Annotated in this window: 22 protein-coding genes, 1 tRNA gene and 1 other RNA gene; all 24 read right to left on the bottom strand. The window is 53.6% G+C overall.

The window, feature by feature from the left end; all coding sequences use genetic code 11:
• Positions 1-22: 22 nt before the first annotated feature.
• On the bottom strand, positions 23-1,249 hold the full coding sequence (ftsA, locus tag OEV59_07225) for a cell division protein FtsA (GenBank protein ID MDH4227530.1): 1,227 nt from the start codon (positions 1,247-1,249) through the stop codon (positions 23-25).
• 16 nt (positions 1,250-1,265) lie between these two features.
• Entirely contained in the window at positions 1,266-2,072 is an 807-nt protein-coding gene (locus tag OEV59_07230; GenBank protein ID MDH4227531.1) for an FtsQ-type POTRA domain-containing protein, read from the bottom strand.
• On the bottom strand, positions 2,072-3,019 hold the full coding sequence (locus OEV59_07235; GenBank protein MDH4227532.1) for a D-alanine--D-alanine ligase: 948 nt from the start codon (positions 3,017-3,019) through the stop codon (positions 2,072-2,074). Before OEV59_07235 ends, OEV59_07230 begins: the two co-directional genes overlap by 1 nt.
• A 1-nt stretch (position 3,020) precedes the next feature.
• Positions 3,021-3,929 (bottom strand): UDP-N-acetylmuramate dehydrogenase, encoded by a 909-nt coding sequence (murB, locus tag OEV59_07240; GenBank protein ID MDH4227533.1) that lies wholly within the window; start codon positions 3,927-3,929, stop codon positions 3,021-3,023.
• Positions 3,930-3,932: 3 nt separating this feature from the next.
• Positions 3,933-5,318, bottom strand: coding sequence for a UDP-N-acetylmuramate--L-alanine ligase (murC, locus tag OEV59_07245; protein MDH4227534.1), 1,386 nt, complete (start codon positions 5,316-5,318; stop codon positions 3,933-3,935).
• Positions 5,319-5,321: 3 nt separating this feature from the next.
• Positions 5,322-6,407: an undecaprenyldiphospho-muramoylpentapeptide beta-N-acetylglucosaminyltransferase gene (gene murG, locus OEV59_07250; GenBank protein MDH4227535.1), complete on the bottom strand. Its 1,086-nt coding sequence runs from the start codon at positions 6,405-6,407 to the stop codon at positions 5,322-5,324.
• Entirely contained in the window at positions 6,404-7,504 is a 1,101-nt protein-coding gene (ftsW, locus tag OEV59_07255; GenBank protein MDH4227536.1) for a putative lipid II flippase FtsW, read from the bottom strand. The genes murG and ftsW overlap by 4 nt, the downstream gene beginning before the upstream one ends.
• Before the next feature lie 30 nt (positions 7,505-7,534).
• Positions 7,535-8,923 carry a UDP-N-acetylmuramoyl-L-alanine--D-glutamate ligase gene (gene murD, locus OEV59_07260; protein MDH4227537.1) on the bottom strand — a complete coding sequence of 463 codons (1,389 nt, stop codon included), beginning with the start codon at positions 8,921-8,923 and terminating at the stop codon, positions 7,535-7,537.
• Between the two features lie 3 nt (positions 8,924-8,926).
• Positions 8,927-10,000, bottom strand: a complete 1,074-nt coding sequence (mraY, locus tag OEV59_07265) for a phospho-N-acetylmuramoyl-pentapeptide-transferase (protein ID MDH4227538.1) — start codon at positions 9,998-10,000, stop codon at positions 8,927-8,929.
• A complete protein-coding gene (locus OEV59_07270; GenBank protein MDH4227539.1) occupies positions 10,001-11,464 on the bottom strand; it encodes a UDP-N-acetylmuramoyl-tripeptide--D-alanyl-D-alanine ligase in 1,464 nt (487 codons plus the stop codon). It lies immediately after the preceding gene.
• Positions 11,433-12,947, bottom strand: a complete 1,515-nt coding sequence (locus OEV59_07275; protein ID MDH4227540.1) for a UDP-N-acetylmuramoyl-L-alanyl-D-glutamate--2,6-diaminopimelate ligase — start codon at positions 12,945-12,947, stop codon at positions 11,433-11,435. The genes OEV59_07270 and OEV59_07275 overlap by 32 nt, the downstream gene beginning before the upstream one ends.
• Positions 12,948-12,957: 10 nt before the next feature.
• Positions 12,958-14,925, bottom strand: coding sequence for a transpeptidase family protein (locus OEV59_07280; protein ID MDH4227541.1), 1,968 nt, complete (start codon positions 14,923-14,925; stop codon positions 12,958-12,960).
• Entirely contained in the window at positions 14,925-15,320 is a 396-nt protein-coding gene (locus OEV59_07285; protein ID MDH4227542.1) for a cell division protein FtsL, read from the bottom strand. The genes OEV59_07280 and OEV59_07285 overlap by 1 nt, the downstream gene beginning before the upstream one ends.
• Positions 15,307-16,221, bottom strand: a complete 915-nt coding sequence (gene rsmH, locus OEV59_07290) for a 16S rRNA (cytosine(1402)-N(4))-methyltransferase RsmH (protein MDH4227543.1) — start codon at positions 16,219-16,221, stop codon at positions 15,307-15,309. Before rsmH ends, OEV59_07285 begins: the two co-directional genes overlap by 14 nt.
• A gap of 37 nt (positions 16,222-16,258) precedes the next feature.
• A complete protein-coding gene (gene mraZ / locus OEV59_07295) occupies positions 16,259-16,693 on the bottom strand; it encodes a division/cell wall cluster transcriptional repressor MraZ (GenBank protein ID MDH4227544.1) in 435 nt (144 codons plus the stop codon).
• Between the two features lie 249 nt (positions 16,694-16,942).
• Positions 16,943-17,495, bottom strand: an RNA gene (gene rnpB / locus OEV59_07300) — RNase P RNA component class A.
• Between the two features lie 177 nt (positions 17,496-17,672).
• The gene (locus tag OEV59_07305) at positions 17,673-18,215 is read right to left on the bottom strand and encodes a ribonuclease HI family protein (GenBank protein ID MDH4227545.1); all 543 of its coding nucleotides are present in this window, start codon (positions 18,213-18,215) and stop codon (positions 17,673-17,675) included.
• Between the two features lie 28 nt (positions 18,216-18,243).
• Positions 18,244-18,981, bottom strand: coding sequence for a C4-type zinc ribbon domain-containing protein (locus tag OEV59_07310; GenBank protein ID MDH4227546.1), 738 nt, complete (start codon positions 18,979-18,981; stop codon positions 18,244-18,246).
• Positions 18,982-19,016: 35 nt separating this feature from the next.
• A tRNA-Ile gene (locus tag OEV59_07315) sits at positions 19,017-19,092 on the bottom strand.
• 88 nt (positions 19,093-19,180) lie between these two features.
• Entirely contained in the window at positions 19,181-19,888 is a 708-nt protein-coding gene (locus OEV59_07320) for a formylglycine-generating enzyme family protein (protein ID MDH4227547.1), read from the bottom strand.
• Positions 19,885-20,694: a formylglycine-generating enzyme family protein gene (locus tag OEV59_07325; GenBank protein ID MDH4227548.1), complete on the bottom strand. Its 810-nt coding sequence runs from the start codon at positions 20,692-20,694 to the stop codon at positions 19,885-19,887. The genes OEV59_07320 and OEV59_07325 overlap by 4 nt, the downstream gene beginning before the upstream one ends.
• Positions 20,678-21,685, bottom strand: coding sequence for a formylglycine-generating enzyme family protein (locus tag OEV59_07330; GenBank protein ID MDH4227549.1), 1,008 nt, complete (start codon positions 21,683-21,685; stop codon positions 20,678-20,680). Before OEV59_07330 ends, OEV59_07325 begins: the two co-directional genes overlap by 17 nt.
• The gene (locus tag OEV59_07335) at positions 21,682-22,125 is read right to left on the bottom strand and encodes a cytochrome c (protein MDH4227550.1); all 444 of its coding nucleotides are present in this window, start codon (positions 22,123-22,125) and stop codon (positions 21,682-21,684) included. The genes OEV59_07330 and OEV59_07335 overlap by 4 nt, the downstream gene beginning before the upstream one ends.
• 264 nt (positions 22,126-22,389) lie before the next feature.
• Positions 22,390-23,436 (bottom strand): FecR family protein, encoded by a 1,047-nt coding sequence (locus OEV59_07340; protein ID MDH4227551.1) that lies wholly within the window; start codon positions 23,434-23,436, stop codon positions 22,390-22,392.
• Between the last annotated feature and the right edge of the window lie 129 nt (positions 23,437-23,565).

A 23,565-nucleotide genomic window follows, 5' to 3' on the forward strand; every position in this document is an offset into this window, starting at 1 on the left:
CTGCCCGTTAACCCTTCTCTATCTAAAAAAAGTCCTTCATCCAGCCCTGCATCCTCGACATTATCTTGTTAAACGATTTGCCGCCGCCCCTCTTAAACTGCATGACCGCCGAGTGCTTGATGCCGTACCTTACAAGCCCGACCGCTGTTGAGTACATAGGGTTCTCGACCTGGGAGGCAAGCCCAAGGAGGTTACCCGGGATACCGCGCCTTACAGGAAGCCCAAATACCTGCTCTGCAAGCTCCGGGGCGCCTTCTATGGCCGAGGTGCCGCCGGTTATGACAACGCCGGAAGGAATGAGGCCGTCGTACCCTGCCTTCACGATTTCCCGTTTTGCAAGGTCGAATATCTCCTCCATCCTCGGCTCTATTATCTCGGCAAGAAGCCGCTTTGTGGCTGTCCTCGGCTTTTGACCTCCCACACTTACGACCTCGAAGGTATCTGTATCGCTTGTGGCTGCGGCGAGCGCGTGGCCGTACTTTTTCTTGATTTTCTCGGCGTCCGCTGTCGGGGTCCTTAGCCCGACGGCTATGTCTCCGGTGACCTGGTTGCCGCCAAGCGATATTACCGTCGTGTACTTTATGTGCCCGCCGTGGAATATGGCTATGTCGGTTGTGCCGCCGCCTATGTCTATTAGCGCTACCCCCAAGTCCCTTTCGTCCTGAGTAAGCACGGCCTCGCTCGACGCTATCTGCTGGAGCGCGATGTCTGCGACATCGAGCCCTGCCTTATTGGCGCACTTTATGATGTTTTGCGCCGATGTAACCGCTGCCGTGACTATATGCACCTTGACCTCGAGCCTTATCCCGCTCATGCCGATTGGTTCCTGTATGCCGCCCTGTTCGTCTATGATGTACTCCTGAGGGATTATGTGTATGACCTCTCTATCGGGCGGTATGGCGATTGCCTGCGCAGCCTCAATGACCCTGTCGACATCGGCCTTGTCTATCTCGCCGTTCTTAACCGCTATGACGCCGTGACTGTTAAAGGCCCTTATGTGCGACCCCGATATACCCGCGTACACGGTGTTTATCTGGCACCCGGCCATGAGCTCGGCCTCCTCGATGGCCTTTTTCGTGGCCTCGACAGTGCTCTCGATATTCACGACCACGCCCTTTCTAAGCCCCTTCGAAGGGTGAGTGCCTATGCCTATTATTTCCACGCCATCGGGGGTGCTCTCGCCGACAACGGCGCATATCTTCGTAGTGCCTATGTCGAGCCCCACTATGAGATTGTCGCGTTTTGCCATCCTTACCCCCTTTCGCTTATGCGGCGGCTATCGCGCTCTTAACGACAGCGCCGCGCTTGTTATTCAAGTCAATTGACTCTATGCCCACAAACGTCTTTCCCCTTGTCTCTATAACCTTATCGAGCAACTCTGTTTTTTCCGCAAACCCGTCGCTTCCGAACTCCAGTTTCACTGCATCGTTAAGAACGAGCACCGTAAAGCCGTAGACCGGGTCCGAGTGTATCTCGGAGACCATTTCCGGCTTTATGCTTCTTGATGCGGCAAGGGCGCCCAGAAGCTCAAGTAGCCTCGGCGCGGCCGCTGCAAAAGACTCGGGCCTCGACTCGAACCCCGTAACGACCGGCAAATCGAGGGCGTCGTCGTTAGCGTATTTCTTGAAAAGCGCGCCGCTTGAGTCCATCACGTAAAGCTCTCCTGCCTTCACAAGGAGCGCCGGGACATGCTCCGTTATCCTCACCTCTATGGTCGACGGGAAAACGCGCCTTACATTCGCGCTCTCGACATACGAGTGAGAGGCTATGGCAGCCTCAACGCCGTCGACATTAATAGTAAGTATGTTTTGCCCGGCATACAGGCCGCCCAGCTCCACTACCTCGCCATCCTTTACCCGCTTTGCGCCTATGAGCGTAACCTTATCGACGGCAAGCACCGGCGTCGAGAGCAGCTCCGCGCGCACGTTATAGCCAAACACCGCGGCGATAACGCCAACAACCACCACAATAAGAAACTTTACGCCGCGCCCTGCAATCCTTTTACGCCGCTCGGGGGCCGTGTCCGAAAGCCTTACATTCCTCTTGAACTTCTTTTTATTGTATACAAACATTACTTCCCCTTTAGCGATGCCGCAAAGAGCATCCTCTCGACAAGCTCCGGATACGTAAGCCCCACTGCCGCAGCTGCCTTTGGAAAAAGGCTAAGCGAGGTCATCCCGGGCGACGTGTTTACTTCCAGCACATACGGCCTGTTCTTTTTATCCAGCATCACATCTACCCTTGCCGCCCCCGAGCACCCAAGCGATTCGTATGCCCCAAGGGCCGCGTCCTTTACCTTGCGCTCAACCGGCCCTGCGAGTTTGGCCGGCACTATGAACTCGGTCATGCCCTTTACGTACTTTGCCTTGAAGTCGTATATCCCGGCCTTTGGCCTTATCTCTATTACCGGAAATACGGTAGAACCAAGCACCGCAACAGTGAACTCTCTACCCTCGACAAACTCCTCGACAATGGCCTCTGTGCCGTGCTTTAGCGCAAAGCATACTGCCGCAGCATACTCGCTCTTTTTTCTTACCACACTTACGCCTATGGTCGAGCCCTGAGAGTTGGGCTTTACAATGACCGGAAGCTTTAAGCGCAACGTTTTATCCCTGCTGCCGGTAGCCACGTAAGACCCGGGCGTTGGAACGCCAGAGTCCTTAAAGAACACCTTTGCAGCCGCCTTGTCCATGCCTACAGCGCAGGCCATCACGCCCGAGCCTGTATAAGGTATGCCCATCATCTCGAGTGTGCCCTGCATCATGCCGTCCTCGCCGTAGCGTCCGTGAAGGGCGATAAAGGCAACGTCTATGGCAGCCTTCCTTATCCTAGCTATAGCGTCCTTCTCAGTATCTATGGCAACGGCCCTGTAACCGCGCTCTTTTAAAGCTCCAAGCACGGAAGTGCCGCTTCTAAGAGAGATCTCTCTTTCCTCCGACACCCCGCCCATAAGAACGCCTATTTTTTTTGCCTTGAACTTTCTTCTTAGCGCGGCCATATTTTTTCCAGCAAGCGGCATCCTAATCCTCTCCAACGACCTTTATCTCCGGCTCGAGCAGTACGCCGTTTTTCGAGTACACCTTGTCCCTTATAAGGGCCATAAGTGCAAGCACGTCCTTGGCCCTTGCCTTGCCGGTGTTTATTATGTAATTGGCGTGCACGCTGGATATCTCGGCGCCGCCTGATTTCTCTCCCTTTAGCCCTGCACCGTCGATTAATTTACCCGCACTCATGCCCTCCGGGTTCTTGAACACAGAGCCCGCGTTCTGGCACTTTATGGGGCTCGTTGTCTCTCGTTTTTTCTTATACTCGCTCATCAGCCCTTCTATCTCGTCCTTATCCCCGTTTACGAGCCTAAGATGCGCCCTGACTATTATGGTCTCGGGCTCGAGCTTCGATCTTCTGTAGCCAAAATCAATGTCCTTTGCCTGCACGAATTTTTTCTTACCCTTAAAATCCATTATCTCGATGCCTTCTATAACGTCCTTCATTTCACGGCCATAAGCCCCTGCATTCATCACAACGGCCCCGCCTATTGTCCCGGGGATGCCGCTTGCGAACTCGAGCCCGGTAAGCTCTCTCTCTGAGGCGTGGCGCGAAAGGGTCGAGAGCCGCATCCCGGCTCCTACAACTACCGAGCCGCCTTCGTTCCAGGTAACGTCCTTAAACCCGTCGCACATGTTCACCACTATGCCGCGTATGCCTTTGTCTCTCACAAGGAGGTTCGTGCCTCCGCCGAGTATGAATACCGAGAACTTCTTCGATGCCGCAAAGGACAATATGTCTTTAAGGTCGGCCTCGTCCTTTGGAAACGCCATCGCGTCCACAGGCCCGCCGATGCCAAGCGAGGTATACTCGCTCATGGGCACGCCAAAGAGCACCTTGCCTTTGAACTTCTGAACAAAGAACAATTGAAATTGTTCAGGCATCGCCTACGCGCCCTTTCCTGTTTTCAAAAGCTCCAGGAACTTCTCCCCTGCCTTCCATATGTCACCGGCGCCAAGCGTTATGACCATGTCGCCCTGCTTCACTATCTTTTCCAGAACGCCCGGAACATCCGCCACAGAACCAACGCACTCGACACTTCTATGGCCGTGGTCCTTTATCGCCTTGCAAAGCTTCTCGGCGCTTACGCCGGGCCTTGGCTCCTCGCCTGCGGCGTAGATACCCGTCATAACGAGCGCATCGGCGTCGTTAAAGGCCGTCACGAATTCCATGAAAAGCTCCTCTGTGCGCGAGTGCCTGTGCGGCTGAAAGGCAACGATTGCACGCCTTTTCCAGTTGTCCTTAATGGCCCTTAGAACGGCCCTTATCTCGACCGGATGGTGGCCGTAGTCATCCACGACCGTAACGCCACCAACCTCGCCCTTTACCTGAAATCGCCTCTCAACGCCCTTAAAGCTCTCGAGCCCTTCGAGTATCTTTTTCGTATCTATGCCAAGCTCCATTGCCACACACACGCACGCAAGGGCGTTCGTCGCATTATGCGCTCCCGGCATCTTAAGCGTTACCCTGCCAAGCTCTACTCCCGAGGCAACGACCGTAAACGACGTCTTGCCGCCTTCCTGCGTAATGTCAACGGCCCTGACCTCTGCCTGCGCCGAGAGCCCGTATGTGATATGCCGCCTCGATATGCCTGGTAAAAGCTCCTGCAATACCGGGTGGTCGAGGCACACGACACTCAAGCCGTAGAACGGAACTTTATTTAAGAACTCGAGGTACGCCTTCTTCACGCTCTCCATGTCGCTGTAATAGTTCATGTGTTCCTTATCTATGTTCGTGACGACCGTAATGGTCGGCGATAGCTTTAGAAAACTTCCATCGCTCTCATCAGCCTCGGCAACGAGGAAATCCCCGCCGCCAAGCTTGGCGTTTGCGCCAATGGAATTAAGCTTACCTCCGGTCACAACGGTCGGGTCCATGCCAGCGTGGCCAAGCACCGTCGCCACCATGCTCGTAGTGGTCGTCTTGCCGTGCGTGCCGCCTATTGCTATGCCGTACTTAAGACGCATAAGCTCGGCAAGCATCTCGGCTCTCGGGATTACCGGTATCTGGGCCCTCACGGCCTCCACTACCTCCGGGTTGTCGGCCTTTACAGCAGACGAATAAACCACACAGTCCACACCCTTCACGTTTTCGCCGGCATGCCCTTTGAACACCTTTGCCCCGAGCCCGGCAAGCCGTTTTGTAACGGCCGTGTCGGCCATGTCCGAGCCCGAGACCGAGTAGCCCATGTTCAGGAGCACCTCGGCTATGCCGCTCATGCCGCTACCGCCAATGCCGATAAAGTGAATTTTATTTATCTTCCCTCTGTACATGTCTTACCTTGCCCTTCCCATGATAAACTTCCCGAAGTCGTCGGCTATGGTTTCCGCTGCCTTTGGTCTTGCCATTGCCTTAGCAGCCTCTCTTATCCTTCTAAGCTCTTCCGGGTTGTCGACGAGCCTTCTTATTACATTTGCAAGTGTCAGCCCCGTAAGCTCGTGCTGCTTTATGACAATGGCCGCGCCGTTTCGCTCAAGCGCTGCGGCATTAAAGTCCTGGTGCGAATCTGCTGCAAAAGGATACGGTATAAGTATCGACGCAATGCCAACGGCTGTGATTTCGGCTATGCTCGTAGCGCCTGCGCGGCATACTATCAAATCGCATTTAGAGTATGCCGAGGCCATGTCGTCTATGAACTTATGGAGCTCGACATTCAAATTCTTTCTCCCGTACGCTTCCTTCGCAAGATCGAACCCAGCATCCCCTGTCTGGTGCACGACATCCAGCCTGCCCCAGATGTCGGCAAGGTGCTCTGCCGCGTCTATGAAGGCCGCGTTCACGGCGGTAGCGCCCTGGCTTCCGCCGAAGACAAAGAGAGTAAGCCTGTCGCTCCTCTTTCTCTCGCCCCTTGCAAGCGCGATTTCCCTTCTTACGGGATTACCGGCAAGCACGCTTCTCCAGGCCGGAAAGAACCTGGCTGCCTCATCGAATGCTATGTAGACCTTCCCGGCAAACCGGCCAAGTATCCTGTTTGTCAGCCCGGGGTACGCGTTCTGCTCGAGTATCGCTGTCTTTATGCCAAGAAGCCTTGCCGCAAGCACCACAGGGCCAGAGGAATAACTGCCGCTTCCGATAACTCCGTTGGGTTTGAACTTGCGTAAAAAGCTCATGCTCTTTATCGTCGCAGTAAAGGCGTTAAAGAGCGCGGCCAACTTCCTTATCCCCCTTGTCTGCTTAAGCCCTCCGACCTTGAGGGTAATGAGCCTGTAGCCCCTGGCCGGAACGACACGGGCCTCTATACCTCTATCGGTGCCTACAAACACTATCTCGCTCGAAGAATCACGCCTTTTGAACTCATCTGCCAGCGCAATCGCCGGAAAAAGATGGCCCCCGGTGCCTCCGCCTGCGATTACGAACCTCATGCCTCATTCCCCCTGATACATACGTTTAAGAGCACGCCCGCTGCAAAAAGGCTCATCAGAAGGGACGTGCCACCGTAGCTTATAAACGGCAGCGGCAGCCCCTTTGGCGGAAGCGCGCCCATGACAACTGCCATGTTGATGGCGGCCTGGAGTACCAGCATCAAGGTTATACCGAGTGCGAGGTACGAGCCGAAGGCGTCGCGCGTCTTTGCCGCAATTTTTAAGCCGCTTACAAGTATCGCTGCGTAAAGCACCACGACGAACATCACGCCTAAAAGCCCTGTCTCCTCGCCTATTACCGAAAATATATAGTCCGTATGTGCCTCGGGCAGATAGAATAATTTCTGTTTGCCGTCGCCAAGCCCGACCCCCGATATCCCGCCGGAGCCGAAGGCCAGAAACGACTGTATGGTCTGGAACCCTGCGCCGTCCGGGTACTTCCATGGGTCAAGGAACACAAGGATGCGCGTTTTCATGTACGCAAACTTGCTTATCACGAACAATGCCGCGCATGCGCCTGCCGCGCCGATTAAAGCCATATGGGAAAGCCTCACGCCTCCAACGAAACACATGATGCCCACTATCATGGCTATCGTAACCGTGGTGCCAAGATCGGGCTCGATTACTATGAGCCCAAGCAGCGCGCCCGGGATAATGATGTTTGGCAAAAACCCTGTTGAAAATTTCTGAATATAATCTTTCTTCGCCTCGAGCGAGTACGCAAGGAACACAACCGTTGCGAACTTCGCAAGCTCTGAGGGCTGGAACGTGAACCCCGCAACACCAAGCCAGCGCCTTGCCCCTCCGACCTTGTGCCCTATGCCAGGAATAAGCACCAGGGCCAGACATATTGCCGCAACTATAAGAAGCGGATACGCAAGCTTTCTGTATATGTGATACGGTATCCTTGAGCCCGCCACAAAGAGCGAGAGCCCCATGAACACGAATACGAGATGCTTTTTTACGTAATAGTACTCATCGCCAACGCGCTTTAGCGCGACGACATAGCTCGTCGAGAGCACCATGACAACGCCCACACTCACGAGCAAAAGAACCGATACTATGAGAATCCTGTCCGAATCCCTCTCGCTTATCACAACGTCTCCGCTTTCCGTGCGTTACACGTCCTAAAGCTCCTCAACGAGCCTCCTGAAAATCATGCCGCGTTCTTCGTAGTTCTTGAACATGTCGAAGCTCGAGCACGCCGGGCAAAGGAGCACCGTATCGCCGCGCTTCGCGTTGGCAAAGGCTATGATCACGGCCTCTTCGATCCCGTCTGCGCGTATCATGTCGGTTGAGCGTCCAAGCGCATCTATTATCTTTTCCTTTGCCTCTCCGATTACGACCATGAGCTTTACGCGGCCTTTTATGGTCTCTTTAAGAACGCCGTAATCGCCGCCCTTATCCTTGCCTCCTGCTATGACGATAAGACGCGGCGTGCCGTTTGCCGCAAAGCCGCTAAGGGCGCTGTATAAAGAACCCACATTCGTGCCCTTCGAGTCGTTATAGTACTTAACCCCGTTAAGCTCCCTTACGAACTCCATTCTGTGCGGCAAACCCCCGAACTGGTATATCGCTTCCATCACTGCCTCCTTTCGTGCGCCGCTTACGCGAGATGCCGCGATAACGGCCATGATGTTTTCGATGTTATGAAGACCTGCCAGTTTTATCCCCGCCGTCGGGTACTTCTCCTCGACTCCGCCCCGTCTAAACACTATCTCCGCGCCCTTCAAAAAAACGCCTTCCTTAAGCTCTTCCTTGACCGAGTACCTTACGACCTCGGCCCCCATCTTCGTCTCTCTTAGCATCCTTACGCTGACTGCGTCGCCGGCATTCACCACCGCAAAATCCGAAGGACCCTGTTTCTTAAATACCTCGAACTTTACCCTTGCATACTCATCGAAGCCCGAGTACCTGTCAAGATGGTCCTCGGTAATATTCAACATCACTGCAACGCGCGGCCTGAATTCCTTTACGTTCTCCAGGTGAAAGCTGCTTATCTCGAGTACGCAGGCATCGTAGCCTCCCTCCGGCCTCTCAAAGTACTTCATCACAGGGTTGCCGATGTTGCCGCCTGTAAAAACCTTTTTCCCGCTCTTCTCAAGCGCCAGGGAAACAAGTGTCGTTACTGTGGACTTGCCGTTCGTGCCGGTGATTGCCACAACCGGCTCCTCTATCATCCTCGAGGCAAGCTCTATGTCGCTTACCACCTCAACGCCGCGCCTTCTTGCCTCTTCGTAGGCGCCGCCCCTTGCGTCCACCCCGGGGCTTACCACTATGAACTCGGCATCCTCAAAACACTTTTTCGGTATGCCGCCTGTCTCTACCTTTACGCCAAGCCTTTCGAGCTCGTCTACGGCCTTTAGCTTTTCCCTTGGCTTATCATCTGCAGCCGAGACCTTCATGCCGTTCTCTGCAAGAAAAGCCGCGACCGAACTCCCTGTTACGCCAAGCCCAACCACGAAGGCCCTTTTCCCTATAAGATACTGCAGCTTCTTTTTAAAAACGCCGTCCATTGCCTATCTCAGCTTAAGCGTGCTTATCGCCACCAGGGCGAGAAGTATCGAGATTATCCAGAACCTGACAATTATCTTGGGCTCGGCCCATCCCTTAAGCTCGAAGTGGTGGTGTATGGGCGCCATCCTGAAAACGCGCTTACCCGTGAGCTTGAAGGACGCGACCTGCACTATGACACTCAAGGCCTCGAGCACGAACACGCCTCCGACTATCACAAGGAGCACCTCATTCTTGGTTATTATCGCAAGTGTGCCAAGAGAGCCTCCAAGCGAGAGCGCTCCGATATCACCCATAAAGACCTGCGCCGGGTACGTATTAAACCAGAGGAACCCGAGGCTTGCTCCTACAAGCGCGCCTGCGAAGACCGCCATCTCGCCGGCCCCCGGGACATGCATTATCTGAAGATAATTGGCAATCTTCACATGCCCGACTATATAGGCAAGGAGCAGATACGTTGCCGCAGATATTATCGTCGGGCCGATTGCGAGGCCGTCAAGGCCGTCTGTGAGGTTAACGGCATTGGATGCCCCGGTTATCACAAGCACCACGAACGGGATATAAAACACGCCAAGCTCTATCTTGACATTCTTAAAAAACGGCATGGTGATAGAGGTATCGAACCCGGTAAAGTAAAGATACAATGCCGCGGCAAGGGCAACGCCGAACTGCGCCAGGTACTTTGGCTTTGGCCTAAGCCCCTTCTTATCTTTAAGTATCACCTTCCTGTAATCGTCTATGTAGCCGATAACAGCCATGCCAAGCGTTACGAATATAAGCACCCAGACGTACCTGTTAAGAAGGTTACCCCAGAGAAGCACCGAGCCTATGGCCGCTATTATGATGAGCGCGCCTCCCATGGTCGGAGTGCCTGCCTTTATAAAGTGGGTCGCGGGGCCGTCGTCTCTAACGACCTCTGCCACCTGCATGAGCTTTAATTTGTTTATCAGGTACGGCCCGAACACCAGGCACACGACAAGCGCCGTCACGGCCGCATATATGGTCCTAAACGTGATGTACTGGAACACGTTGAAGACCGTATGGTACTTGGCAAGCGGATATAAAAGATGATAAAGCATCTAACTCAATTTCTCCTTTAGCTTATTTACGACCTCTTCCATGCGCATGCCGCGCGAGCCTTTTACCAGTATGACGTCGCCTTCGGAAACCATCTCGAGCAGGGCTGCCGCGGCCTCTGCGTTACCGGAGACCACACTGGCATTCTTCGAGGGCATCCCGGCCTTTAGCGCGCCGTCAATAACGCTCGAGGCAAAACTGCCGGTTGCTATTATCTCGTTAACTCCGGACTCTGCCATAAACGAGCCTACCTCTTCATGGAGCGAGGCGGAAAGAGCGCCAAGCTCGAGCATGTCGCCGGATATTACTATCTTTCTTCCCGAATAAGAGCTCATGGTCTTTAGCGCGGCCTTCATGCTCTCCGGGTTCGCGTTGTAAGTATCGTCAAGGAGCGTTACTCCTACAAGCTTTACAACGGCCATCCTGCCCTTCGCAGGCACGTAGGTTGAAAGCGCCTCGGCCATGTCAGAGAGGGAAACGCCGTAACAGAGAGACGCGGCCATTGCCGCTGCCCCGTTTTGCGCGTTAGAGACAAGCGGCGAAGGGTACTTTACTTCCACATGCTCGCCCCCGACCGAGTACGAGGCTAAAAGCGTGCCGTTTACCCTCGAATACCCTTTTATGACAACATCCGCGCCGTCTCTCATGGCGAAGGTAACGTCGCTTCTTGCGCGGCCGTACTTCTCGACAAAGGCGCGTATATAATCGTCGTCCATATTCACTACCCTTACCCCGCCCTTTTTAAGCGACATGAAGAGCTTGAGTTTTTCCTCGGCAACCATCTCCCTGGTCTTTAGCCCCTCAAGATGCGACATGCCGATGTTGGTTACAAGCGCTACGTCCGGCGCGCATATGGAGGCAAGCTTTTCCATCTCTCCTGGAATGCTGATGCCAAGCTCTATCACAGCGGCTTCGTCGTCCTCGGTAAGCCTAAAGAGCGTTAACGGCAACCCGATAAGGTTATTCAAGTTACCCTCTGTCTTTAGCGTCTTTCTGGACCTCGAAAGTATCGCGGCTGTCATGTCCTTTGTAGTGGTCTTACCCGCGCTCCCGGTAATTGCCATGACCTTTGCCTTGGAGCTCTTTCTCGACAGCCTGGCGGCTGCGCCCAGGGCAGTTAACGTATCTGCCACCACTATCACGCCCGAGCCTGCCGCCCTTAGCGCCATAGCGCCCTCTGATGCGGCAAAACGCTCGTCAACCACCACCCACTCAGCGCCTGCCTTTGCCGCAGTGGCAGCAAAGTCGTGGCCGTCGTGGTTTACTCCCCTTAGAGCAAAAAACATCTCGCCGCCCTTGATAGTGCGGCTGTCGGTAGAAAAGCTCTCGACCCTGGCCGACTCATCTCCCGAGACAAGGCTTCCTGAAGACGCCTTCAATATGTCGCGAACCGAAAGCTTCACCTTATAAGGCCCTTTTGAGGTATTACGTTCATCAGCAGCGTTTACGAGAGCCGAGTATCGCACGTAGCTCCTCTCTGTCGTCGAAGTGGTGCTTAACGCCCTTTACTATCTGGTAGTCCTCGTGGCCCTTGCCAGCGACAAGAAGCGTATCGCCATCTGTAATGAGCATGACCGCTGCCTTCAAGGCCTCTTTCCTGTCGACTACGGCCATGTACCCTTTTTCCGGGCCTTGCGGCGCAGAGGAAAACTTTTTTGCCCCTGTCATCCCTGTCTCGACCTCGGCTATGATATCGCCGGGGTCCTCGTCCCTCGGGTTATCGGAGGTAACGATTGTAAAGTCCGAGAGCTCGATCGCTGCCTTGCCCATCCGCGGTCTCTTTGTGCGGTCACGGTTACCGCCGCAGCCGAATACCGTTACAAGCCTTTTACCTCTCTCATCGGTAAGCTTCCTTAAAACCTTTAGCGTTCTCTCGAGAGCGTCGGATGTATGGCCGTAATCAACATACGCCCAAACGCCGCTCTCCGGAGAAACGCGCTCGAGCCTGCCGGGGACGTTTTTCAAGTTCCTTATGCCTGCCTCGATGTTCCTTGCCGAAATGCCAAGCGAGAACGCCGCTCCTGCCGCAGCCATGATGTTATAAAGGTTATGCTCGCCGGTCATTACGGTATCAACCCTAAAGTTGCCCCACGGGCTCTCGACCTCGGCCTTGATGCCAGAAGAGCTTACGCTATAGCTCCTTGGCCTGATGGACGCGCCTTTTGCCTCGATTGAGTACGTTATCGCGCCCTTTACCATGACAGCGAGCTTTTTACCCCACTCATCGTCTATATTTATGACGGCAGAGCCCTTGCCAAACGATTCCTCAGCAATAAAGAGCTTTGCCTTTGCTATGAAGTACTCGTCCATGTTTTTGTGGTAATCGAGGTGCTCGGGCGTAAGGTTGGTAAATATCTTTGCCACGAACGCGCAGGCCTCGACCCTTCTCTCCTCCACCGCATGAGATGAAACCTCCATCACGCAGTGCGAAACCCCGGACTGCGCCATATTCGAAAGAAGCCACTGAAGCTCGACTGCCAGAGGTGTAGTGTGCGGCGCATCTATCACATTACCCGCATACCTGTAATTTACAGTGCCGATTACGCCTGAGCTTAGCGCGGCGGCTCCGAATATCGACTCCATAAGGTACGTTATCGTCGTCTTGCCGTTCGTGCCTGTAACGCCTACGAGCTTCATCTTCTTAGAAGGCTCGCCGTAGAACCTGGCGGCGCACCGTGCGAGCGCGCTCTTTGCATCGCGCACGGAAAGCACCGGAACCTTTGCGCTGATATTTACGCCGTTTTCAACTGCAATCGCTGCGGCCCCGGCCTTAAGTGCGGCGTCCACGAACTTTACGCCGTCGGCGTGCTGGCCCTTCAGGGCAAAGAACATGTCTCCCTTTATAACGTTCCTCGAATCGTACTTTATGCCTGTTATCTCCACGCCGGAGTCGCCCTTTAGCTCGTACGAGCCTTGTTTTAACGCGGTTATGATCTCATTTAGCATCATCGATACCCTTTTATTTAAAACTAACGGCGACCTTATCGCCGTCCTTTACGACCGCGCCAGGGACGTGGCTCTGCGTTACGGCCTTGCCCGTGCCGCTAACTTTTATCTCTATTGAACTCTCTCTTGCAACCTTGAGAGCCGCTCTAAGCGTAAGCCCGGTAAAATCCGGCACCACACCCTTTGACGGCGCAACATAGGAAACCAGAGAGCCGCCTTCCGCCGTATACGCGGCATTTACCACCTTGAAGGGCTTGTCTGTCTTGGCCATATCAACGCGCGGCTTTGCTGCCTTTGGCGTAACGCCCATGTACGAGAGCGTTTCCCTGGCAATATCGCTAAACGCAGGCGCCGCTATCGTGCCGCCGTAGATATCGCCCTTCTTCGGCTCGTCCACGACGACAATTATCGCTATCTTCGGGTCGTTTGCCGGAACAAACCCCAAAAACGAAACGACATACTTATCCTTCATGTACCCGCCGTTTTTGTGGTCGGGCTTTTGCGCTGTTCCGGTTTTTCCCGCAACCGGGAATTCTTCGGCAAAGTTCGCCAGCACTCCGGTGCCGCCCTCGGCCGTAACGCTTTGCATTATCTTCGTAGTGGTCGCCGCGGTACTTTCCGATATGACGCGCCTTAAGACAGTCGGATAAAAATCCTCGCTTACGGCCCCGTCAATCCCCTTTACGGACTTTACAAGATGAGGCTTCATAAGATAACCGCCGTTGGCTATCGCAGAAACAGCGGTCACCAATTGCAGAGGCGAGGTCGATATGCCGTGGCCAAACGAAGCGGTCGAGAACTTAACGTCGCTCCAGTTCTTAAGCTCGCCTATGTTGCCGCCCTGCTCGCCGTTTATGTCTATGCCGGTCTTATCGCCAAACCCGAAGGCCGTCAGGTACCCGTAGTACCTGTTCTTGCCGAGCTTGTTTGCCATTTTTATCGCGCCTATGTTGCTCGAATTCTTTATTACCTCTGCGGCGGTGAGCCAGCCGTGCTTTTTCGAGTCATGAAAAACCCTGTCGCGCACCTTGTATGAGCCGTTCTCGCAAAAGAACCTGTCGGCCGGCTTAACAGCCCCTTCCTCCATGGCGCCGGCCATCAAAAACACCTTCATGGTCGAACCGGGCTCGAAGGTATCGGCAACGGCGCCGTTACGCCACGCTGCGCTCGAATAGGACTTGAACTCGTTTGGGTCGAATGTCGGCAAATTGGCCATTGCCAGTATTTCTCCGCTAAACGGCTCCATCACGATTACCGAGCCGCCTTTTGCGTTGTAATCGGAAACCGTCGAGGCAAGGGCCTTCTCAGCTATATACTGAATGTTCTTGTCTATGGTAAGCACCAGGTCGCTACCCTGCACTCCGGTCTCTATGTCCTCATATAAAAGCGCCCTGCCGGTTGCGTCCTTTGCTGTCCTTACCTTTCTCGGTATACCGCTAAGGCGCTTATTGTACGCGCTCTCTATGCCTTCCAACCCCTTCATGTCAACGCCGGAAAACCCGATGACATTGGCAAGGAGCCTGCCGTTGGGGTAAAACCTCCTGCCTTCCTTCACGATGCCTACGCCGTCTACCGAATCAACGAACTCGGCTGCGTCGCCGGAAAGATCTATCTGGCGCTTCAACCACACAAAGCCCTTGTCTGAAGAAAGCCCTTTTTTGAGTTCGCTCTTCTCCACCGTCAGCACCTTCGAGAGGCTCTTTGCCGCGCTCGACGCGTTCTCCACCTCTCCGGGACGCGCGTAGACCGAAGTGACATCCATGCTTACGGCAAGCTCCGCGCCGTTTCTGTCGTATATGCCGCCGCGCTTAAGCGGTATGTCGAGTGTCGCAAGCTGCTGCGTTGCGGCGCGCTTGCTAAGCTTTCCGCCGTCTATCACCTGAAGCTCGAAGGCGCGCCAGAGAAGGGCGGCAAACAAAAGCCCTGCCCCCAAAGCCACGGCCTTGAACCTCCAGCCCCTTATGCTAAATCCCTTTGCCATCACCTTAATTGGACTATCTGTTTAGGGGTCGGGTACACAAGCCCCAGTTCCTTCGATGCCATGGTCTCGAGCCTCTGCGGGGATTTAAGCCGCATGAGTTCGAACTTAAGACGCTTGTTTTTCTCCATCTCCACGCCGCGCGCATCGCTTAGCCTCGACATCTCGTAGCCAAGGTCCACAACCACAAGACGGCTCCAGAGTATAAAGAGCCCGGCAACGACCACGATAAAGGCCGTCAGGGCCGCGGTGTAGAAAAAGCCCAGGTCCTTTAAATTCCTCCTGAGCTTCACGTCCTGCCCCGTAAGTACCCCCGCCTCACCCCGCCTTATTTTCGCTCCGTTTATACGCCCTACCGCAGTGGCCATCGCGTTTACTCTCTCCTCAAAGTTTTTCAACGGCGCGAAGCTTGGCGCTTCTTGCCCTCGGGTTGGAATTCACTTCATCCTCGGAGGCCGTAAGCGCCTTTTTCGTAAGCGCCGCCACAACAGGCTTTTTCCCGCACGCACACACAGGCAAATCCCTCGGACAAGCGCACGGAGAGATAAGAGAGCGAAACCTCTCCTTCACAATCCTGTCTTCGAGCGAATGAAACGATATGGCAATAAGCCTGCCGCCACCCTTCAAGACCCCTAATGCGGCATCAAGCCCGGCCTTCACGTTACCGAGTTCGTTATTCACCTCTATCCTTATCGCCTGAAATACCCTTGTGGCAGGATGTATCTTTTCTTTCCTCATGTAAGAGGGCGGGTACGAGGCCTCGACTATCCTCGAAAGTGCTGCCGTGGTCCTTATTGGCGCGCCCTCTCTCTGCCTCACTATGGCCCTCGCTATGGCAGAGGCCCTTCTCTCCTCGCCGTAATCCCTGAATACGCGCGTAAGCTCTTCTACGCCGTAAGTGTTAACGACATCGTATGCCGTAAGCCCGCCTCTATTGTCCATCCTCATATCCAGCATCTCGTCAAAGCGGAAACTGAAACCTCTTTTGGCGTCGTCCATCTGCATCGAGGAAGTGCCGAAATCAAAAAGCACGCCGTCGACCTTTTCAATTCCAAGCTTTGTAAGTTCTTCTCTCATGTTCACGTAGCTTTCTCTCACTATGGTCACGCGCCCGGCGAACTCATTTAAGATCTTTTTAGCCTCTGTTATCGCATCCTCATCGACATCGAACCCGATTACGCGGCCATCGGGCGAAGAGCTACGAAGCATATCCGCCGCATGCCCCCCGGCGCCGAGCGTTGCGTCCACATAGACGCCGCCCGGCCTGGCCTGCATGAGGGCAGAAACTTCCCGCGCCATCACGGGAATGTGGGCCCTGGAAACAGATTCGTTCACGCTATATGCCCAAACGCTCGAGTATGGAAGCAATGTCCTCTTTGGAGGCGGACGCTTCTGCAACGTCCCACATTGCCTTACTCCATACCTCGAACTGCTTAAAGGCGCCGACAAGGACAACGTCCTTATCGAGCTTCGCGTAATCCCTTAGCGGCTGCGGAATAAGAATACGGCCGAGCTTGTCAATTGGACAATCGGCAGCGCTCGAATAAAAGAACCGAAGAAACGCCCTCGTATCTTTTTTGAACTCAGGTAGCCCGGCGATACGCTCTTCCAGCACTCGCCACTCCTGATAAGGATATGCGATGAGACAACTGTCGAAAGTGGTGATGACAAGACGTCCGTCGTAATTCTCGGTCAGCTCCTCGCGAAACCGCGAAGGAATGCTCAACCTTCCCTTGGCGTCAAGTGTATGTTCGTATCTTCCGCGAAACATTGGTTATTTCCCCTCTATTCCACCAAACCCCTTTTTCATAACACTATATACCACTCTATACCACTTTTCGCTAACTATATTCCGATTCCATTGTTTTGTCAAGGTTTTTTTTGATATCTGTGGATAAGCTGTGGACAGAGAAGTGCCATGCCTTTTGCAGGCAAAAAACATGTTTTTTTAGCAGGAAAAATACTTCCGGGGAAAAAAGAAAAAATACTCCGAAATAAACTGCGGAAAAGAAAAAATACGGAGGCCTCTGTAAGCCGGATTCTGTCCCCCTTGCAGGGTAACGGCCATTTATCTGGGATAAGCGTTGCCGCTTACCTCGAGCAGCCAACCCGTCCCACCTTCCGATGCCTCTTGTGGTACCGGGGGAAACCCTTCTGTAGAAGGGTTTCCCCCCGGACCCCCTTCCGAAGACTTTTGCCTTGTTGTTTTGCGTGCCCCCATATGGGGGCACGCAAAACAAGGTGAAAGTTTTTGGATGGAGTTTGAGGAAACCTTTTTACAAAAAGGTTTCCTCAATACTACAAGAGGCATCGGAGAAGACGCGAGCAGCGCCGTAAGTGGGACCTATTTGGCCTTGCACCGGGAGGGGGTTGCATAGCCGCGCCGGTCGCCCGGCGCGCTGGCGGGCTCTTACCCCGCCGTTTCACCCTTACCCCTTGCGGGGCGGTTTACTTTCTGTTGCCCTTATCCCTGGGGTCGCCCCCGGTCGCCGTTAGCGACCTCCCTGCCCTATAGTGTCCGGACTTTCCTCCGCCGTGGTTATCTTATCGAGAGAACCTTTTTGTAAAAAAGGTTCTCTCGAACTCTCTCCAAAAACCTTTTACTTGGGTCTGCGTGCCCCCATATGGGGGCACGCAGACCCAGGCAGTCAAAAGTCTTTGAAGGGGGTTCGGGGGAAACTTTCTACAGAAAGTTTCCCCCGATAAAACAATAACGGCGGCGGCCGTTCGATGGCCTCCGTATTGTCATATTATACGGCGTCTATGGCCTCGTTTGCAAGCCTGTCGGCCTCGGAGTTCTTTTCTCTATCTACGTGGGAGATTTTGAACTTACGGAAGGTATCTTTGAGGGTTACTGCCTTTGAATATAGCGGAATGAGGCCTTCGCTTTTTACGCGATACTCGCCGTTTATCTGTTTTACCATGAGTTCGGAGTCCGCGTGCACGATGACATCGGTTGCGTCCATGGCACGGGCCTCTTCGAGGCCGAGGATGAGGGCCTCGTACTCGGCAACGTTGTTTGTGGCAATGCCAAGGGCCTTGCGAAGTTTTTTTATGACATTGCCGTCTCTGTCTTTTATTATTGCGCCTGCCCCGGCCTTTCCGGGATTGCCTTTGGAGGCGCCGTCGACGTTTATGGTCACGGCAACTGTATCCGGGTAGAGTTTTTTATAAAGGTCGATGAATATCTTTTGGGCGTCGGCGTACTGAAGACCTGCTTCTCTGGCAGCCTCGTCAACTAAGCGGCCTTCGGAAAGGGCCTTTATGAACGCCTTTGCCTTGGAATCGCTCAACTGAGTGCTCCTTTGGCGGCTGCGGCCATTAAGCGGTAGTGGCTGCGGCCTGCTCTTCGGTTTCGTAGTAGAGGATTCTGTGGCAGTGCGGGCAGGTGATGAGTTCTTCGGTGCCGCCCTTGATGAGCTGTAAAAAAAGCTGCGGCGGGATCTGGATATAGCAGCCCTGGCAGGCTTCTTTTTTAACGGGTACGATGCCGATGCCTGCGCGTTTGGATTTAACGAGCTCGTAGCGCTTTAGTTCCTGGGGTTTGATGGAGGCTGCTACGGAGGAGCGCTTCGTCTTTTTCTCGGTAATGATTGCGTTCCACTTTGCGCGGTTATCTTCGAGTTCCTTTAAGAGCGCGGCAACGGCCTCTTCCTTTTGCTTTATTTCTGCTTCCTTATCGGATATTTCCTTTGTCTTCGAGGCAACCTTTTCATCAAGCGCGGTTTTTTCCATCTCGAGGAGCTTTATCGCCTTATCGGCGTCAGAGACCTCTTTTGTGACGGCCTTATACTGCTTGTCGTTCTTGATTTCATTAAGGCGCTTCTTATCTTTATCAATACGCTCTCTATTGACCCTGAAGCCGTCCTCTATTCTTTTTTTGCCCTCGTCAAACGCGGCGAACTCGGCCTTTGCGTTCCCGAGCGCTGCGGTAAGCGTCTCGACTTCCTTTTTTATGCCGTCTATTTCCGCTATATCGGCCTGCTCTTCCCTGCCTATTGCGTCTATTTCGGCATCGAGCTTTTGTACTTCCCTAAGTAGTTTTATTGTTTCGGGCAAAACCGCCTCCGCAAGCCTCTTTTTGTAAAACAATTTGGTGGGCCCACCTGGACTCGAACCAGGGACCGACCGGTTATGAGCCGGTGGCTCTTCCAACTGAGCTATGGGCCCTCACGAACAAACCGCCATGAAAACGTGATTAGGATATTCTAAGAATTAAGCGGCAACTTGTCAAGCAGTTATAAAAATATTTTCAAATCTAGTTATCCAAAGCGCACCGAAAGCCGAGGTTATTGACGGCGGTATCTGGGTTATAGGCGCCGCGAAAGTACGTCGTGGCAAAGCGGTGGGTGAGTCCCCAGGAGCCTCCCCTTACAACCTTTGTCCTGTCGTTAAAGTCCGAGGTTGTCCATTCCCAGACGTTTCCGGCCATGTCGTAGGCGCCGTAGGGGCTTTTGCCTGTCTCGTACTGGCCAACACGTGTTGTGCCTATAACGCCCGAGAGGCTGGTGTTGGCATTGTTTTTATCGAAACCGCTGCCCCATGGATATGTCCTTCCATCCGCGCCTCTGGCGGCCTTTTCCCATTCATCTTCGGTAGGGAGCCTTTTGCCGGCCCACTTACAATAGCTTTCCGCATCTTTATAGCTCACGAACACGACGGGATATTTAAGGGCGTCCTCGGGGAGGCCGTATGCCTCCCAGTCCTTAGGCTGCCGGTGCTTTTGTGCTTCCACAAATTTCTTATAAGCGCCGTTTGCGACCTCGTACTTGTCGATATAAAAGGATTTGACAAACACCTTGCGCGCAGGTTTTTCATCTGCCTCGCCAGTATCCGAGCCCACGGTGAACTCGCCCTCTTCAACGAGCGCCATATCGTCCTTGCCCTTTGAGCAAGCGGCAAGGAGTGCCGCTACAAAGACCGCGCCGATTAGCAGCGCTATTTTAGTTTTGCCGTACTGTATCATTTTCCCTCTGCGGATTTCGCGCACCGAAAGCCCACGTCCCCGCCAGCGCCTCCGGGCAGGTAATAGCGCCTTGCCGAACCTCTGGCGTATATCTTCGGCAGCGCGTAGTGGCCTGTGGAAGTGCCCTCGCCGCCCCTGAATACTTTATACTGTTCGCCGTACTCTTTACTCTGGGATTTATTGCCCGGGTACGCGAGATACCAATCATCGACCCACTCCGCCACATTCCCGGCCATATCAAAAACGCCATACGGGCTTTTATCGGTCTGGGCACTGCCGACCTCGACACTTTCACCGCTAACCAGATTTGCTTTTTTCTGGTCGAAATCGTTGCCCCACGGATATACGTTGCCGTTGGGGCCCCTTGCGGCCTTTTCCCATTCGGCCTCTGTCGGAAGCCTTTTACCCGCCCATGTGCAGTAATTAGCAGCATCATACCAGGTAACACCCGCAACCGGGTGCCTGCCGAGCTTTTCCTGGTACTTGCCGTTTTCCCATGTAGTAGGGATATATTTATACGAAACAGCATTTATAAAATCCCTGTACTCGGCATTGGTTACCTCGTACTTGTCGATATAGTAGCCGTCTATATCCACTTTATGCACCGGAGCCTCGTTTTCGAAAAATTTTCCGGAACGAAGCCCGAACTCGACACCGAGGGCCGCGGTATCTTTTTCCTCGCTGCCCATGGTAAAGGCCCCTCCCGGGACATGCACCATGCCTGGAACCTCAGGAGCGCCCTTTGAGCACGAAAACGTAAAGACCGCCGCAAACAGCATAAGAAGAATTTTATTGTTTATCCGCATCTTTTACTCCCCTGTTTTTTTCATCGGCATCTGCGGCGCACCGAAAGCCGTAGGAATCGTTCCTTGTCTTGGACACGAGAAACGACCTGTTGAATGTCGGCGCAGATATGCCGCAGCCGTAAAACATGCAATCCCACCATGAACCGCCCTTTGCAATCTTATACTGGAAGAACTCGGGGCTTACGTAATCAGAGCCCGGATGCGGCCTGTACTCGTCGTCGACCCACTCCCAGACATTGCCGCTTACGTCGAAGAGCCCAAGCGGGCTCCTGCCCTGCGGATACATGCCGATAGGACGCGTGTCCTCGAACCCGGCAAGAGGATTGTTTGATTTGGTCATGTCCCAGACGCTGCCCCACGGAAATGTCCGTCCGTCGGTGCCGCGCGCGGCCTTTTCCCATTCGCGCTCTCTAGGAAGGCGCTTACCGAGGCTTCGGCAATATTCGTCGGCATCGTGCCAGTCAACGAACACTACCGGATGGCTTTCCTTGCCTTTCGGGATACGCCCACCGTCCCAGTGGTCCGGAGCGCGGTGCCCGGTCAAGGCAACAAATTTCTTATAATCGGAGTTAGTTACTTCGTACCTGTCGATATAAAAGGCGCCTATATAAACGACATGCGCGGGCTTTTCGTCGCGAAGCCTGTCGTCCGAGCCCATAAGAAACTCTCCTTCCGAAACAAATATCATGGACGAGGTATCGGCCTTTTTCCCGGCCGTTATTTTCTTATCTCCACTCACAGGCTCTGCCGCATCGGCAACGGACGCGCCAAAGCGAGAGAGATAGTCCTTCACGGCTTCTTCTTTAAGCGGGTGTCCTGCTGCGCCGTGGCAGGCAAGGCACTGCGTGAGCACATTTTTATCTGTCTTCGTGAACTTGGGGTTTGTGTGGCACTCAACACAGCTCTCGCGTGCGGCATCGGCCAGGGAGGCAAGGCAGAGAAGAGCTACGGCAAGAAAGACCGCTATCGAAAAATACTTTGTCGTTTTCATTGCCCGAACTTCAAATCGACCTTTCTAAGTTTCTGGTGCGACACAAGACCGTCGTACTGGCACTTACAGAGCTCGCGAAGGTATTTTACCAGGGCCTTTATCTCCCCGGCAGTAAGCGTCTTGTCCCATGCAGGCATAAGAGGGCTTTTCGCGGCCTTGGTGCCGCCGCCGTGGATTACATCCTCAAACTGCTCATCGGACCTTGTGCTCATGAAGTTAGCATCGGTATGATCTCTCGGGTTGATGGACATATCGAGCGTAGAGTTTACGCCATCGCCCTTGCCTGTAAGGCCGTGGCATGAACTGCAGAGATGGAGATAGTTGGTCCTGGCATCGCTGCCTGCCGCGCCAAGCCATACGGCTGCCGACAACACGGCAAACGCAGCGACAAAGACCGCGGACTTAACGGCTGGCAAAAACAATTTTCTCATCTGTTCCATAAGATACGCATTGGCAGCGGCAAGGCGCGCCATAAATTAAATTACTTGAATTAAAAACCAATGTCAAGGCCGCCGGAAGGGGCCGCGCGCAAAGCAAAAGGCCCGGCACCGCAAACCCCGCGATGCCGGGCACAAGAAAACTATTACAAGACTATAAACCTTTGCGATAACCCTATTAATGATTACCACTACATATGATAACTACAAGTAACGGCCTAATTCACAGACACGGCCTGCTGCATAGGCTCAAGCAGCCTCATCTGTTTAATCTTCTTTTAAGACCGGCAAAGCCTCTTCTATGGAAGACGGCGCATCTTCTGCAGGCGCTGCTGTTTTCTCAGGGGCCTTTTCTTCGGCATCCTTTAGAGCCTCACCCTCTGACGCAGCCCCTTCCTTAACTACGGCCCCCTCGGCAGGAAGGTCCTTTTCAGACGGATCCGGCTCTCCAATCGTTATTGGTTCAACGCTTGGCTCCATCTCAGCAGGAATAGCCTCGCCGCCCGCAGGCTTTTGCCAAGCCCCCTCTTCTTCTTTCTTTTTTTCCTTAACCGGCAAAGGATTGAATGCTTTTTTCTTGCCGTCTATTATTACTTCCTCAACCTCATCATCATCGACAAACCCGACAAAAAGACCGCCCAATATATCTTCCATCTTGTAATCTTCCACTTCCTTGGGTACGGTCGGCGGATCGTACTTCAATACCTTGGATACCTGGTTGGCCACGACCTTCATTTCGCCGTGCACACTGCGCTTCGCATTCCTAAACAACACCTCGCCCGAGCCAACGCTCAAGATAGTAACATTGTCTGCGTCTATTTCCACGGCAAAGGTCGCGTCCTTTGTCTTAACAATCGAGGTATTTGTTTCGACACGCACAAGCGAATTCGTCCATGTCTTCCGTTTATTTTCCGAGTCAACAGCCCCGCGCTTCATGATAAAAACGCTGATCTTGCCTTTAAAAAGAGTTATGGCCACCTTGCGCTCGCCAACAGAAGTATCCAGCACAAACCCGGAAACCCTCGCCGTCGTATTCTCAAAGAGAGCGACCCTTGTCCCGTCCTCGAGTTCTATCAGCGCGATATCGCCTTTTTTCGTCTTTATATTATCGCCTACCCTCAGGTCAGCGCCCCTTGAAACTGCTTCCGTCCTAAAAGAACCTAGCATGCCAACCTCGGCATTGTTCTTTATCGAAATAAACTTGCCTATGACCGTATTCTTTATCTTTGCCTGTGAGCTTGCCGGAGAAAAAATAACGGCCAAAACAGACAAAAAAAGTACCGCCGCCGCAAAGCGAAAACCGCCTATCGCCATGTCAAAGATACCTCCTTGGTCCGTGCTGCCGGAATTTTTGAAAAAACTCGGGGTCTATATACGGTGAGCATTACCTTTTTAAATACACCATCGAGAGGCAAGTGTCAAGGAAAAATCCTTTTGGTAACC

Source organism: Deltaproteobacteria bacterium (assembly GCA_029858205.1).
In the GTDB taxonomy this organism is placed as follows: domain Bacteria; phylum Desulfobacterota; class GWC2-55-46; order GWC2-55-46; family DRQE01; genus JAOUFM01.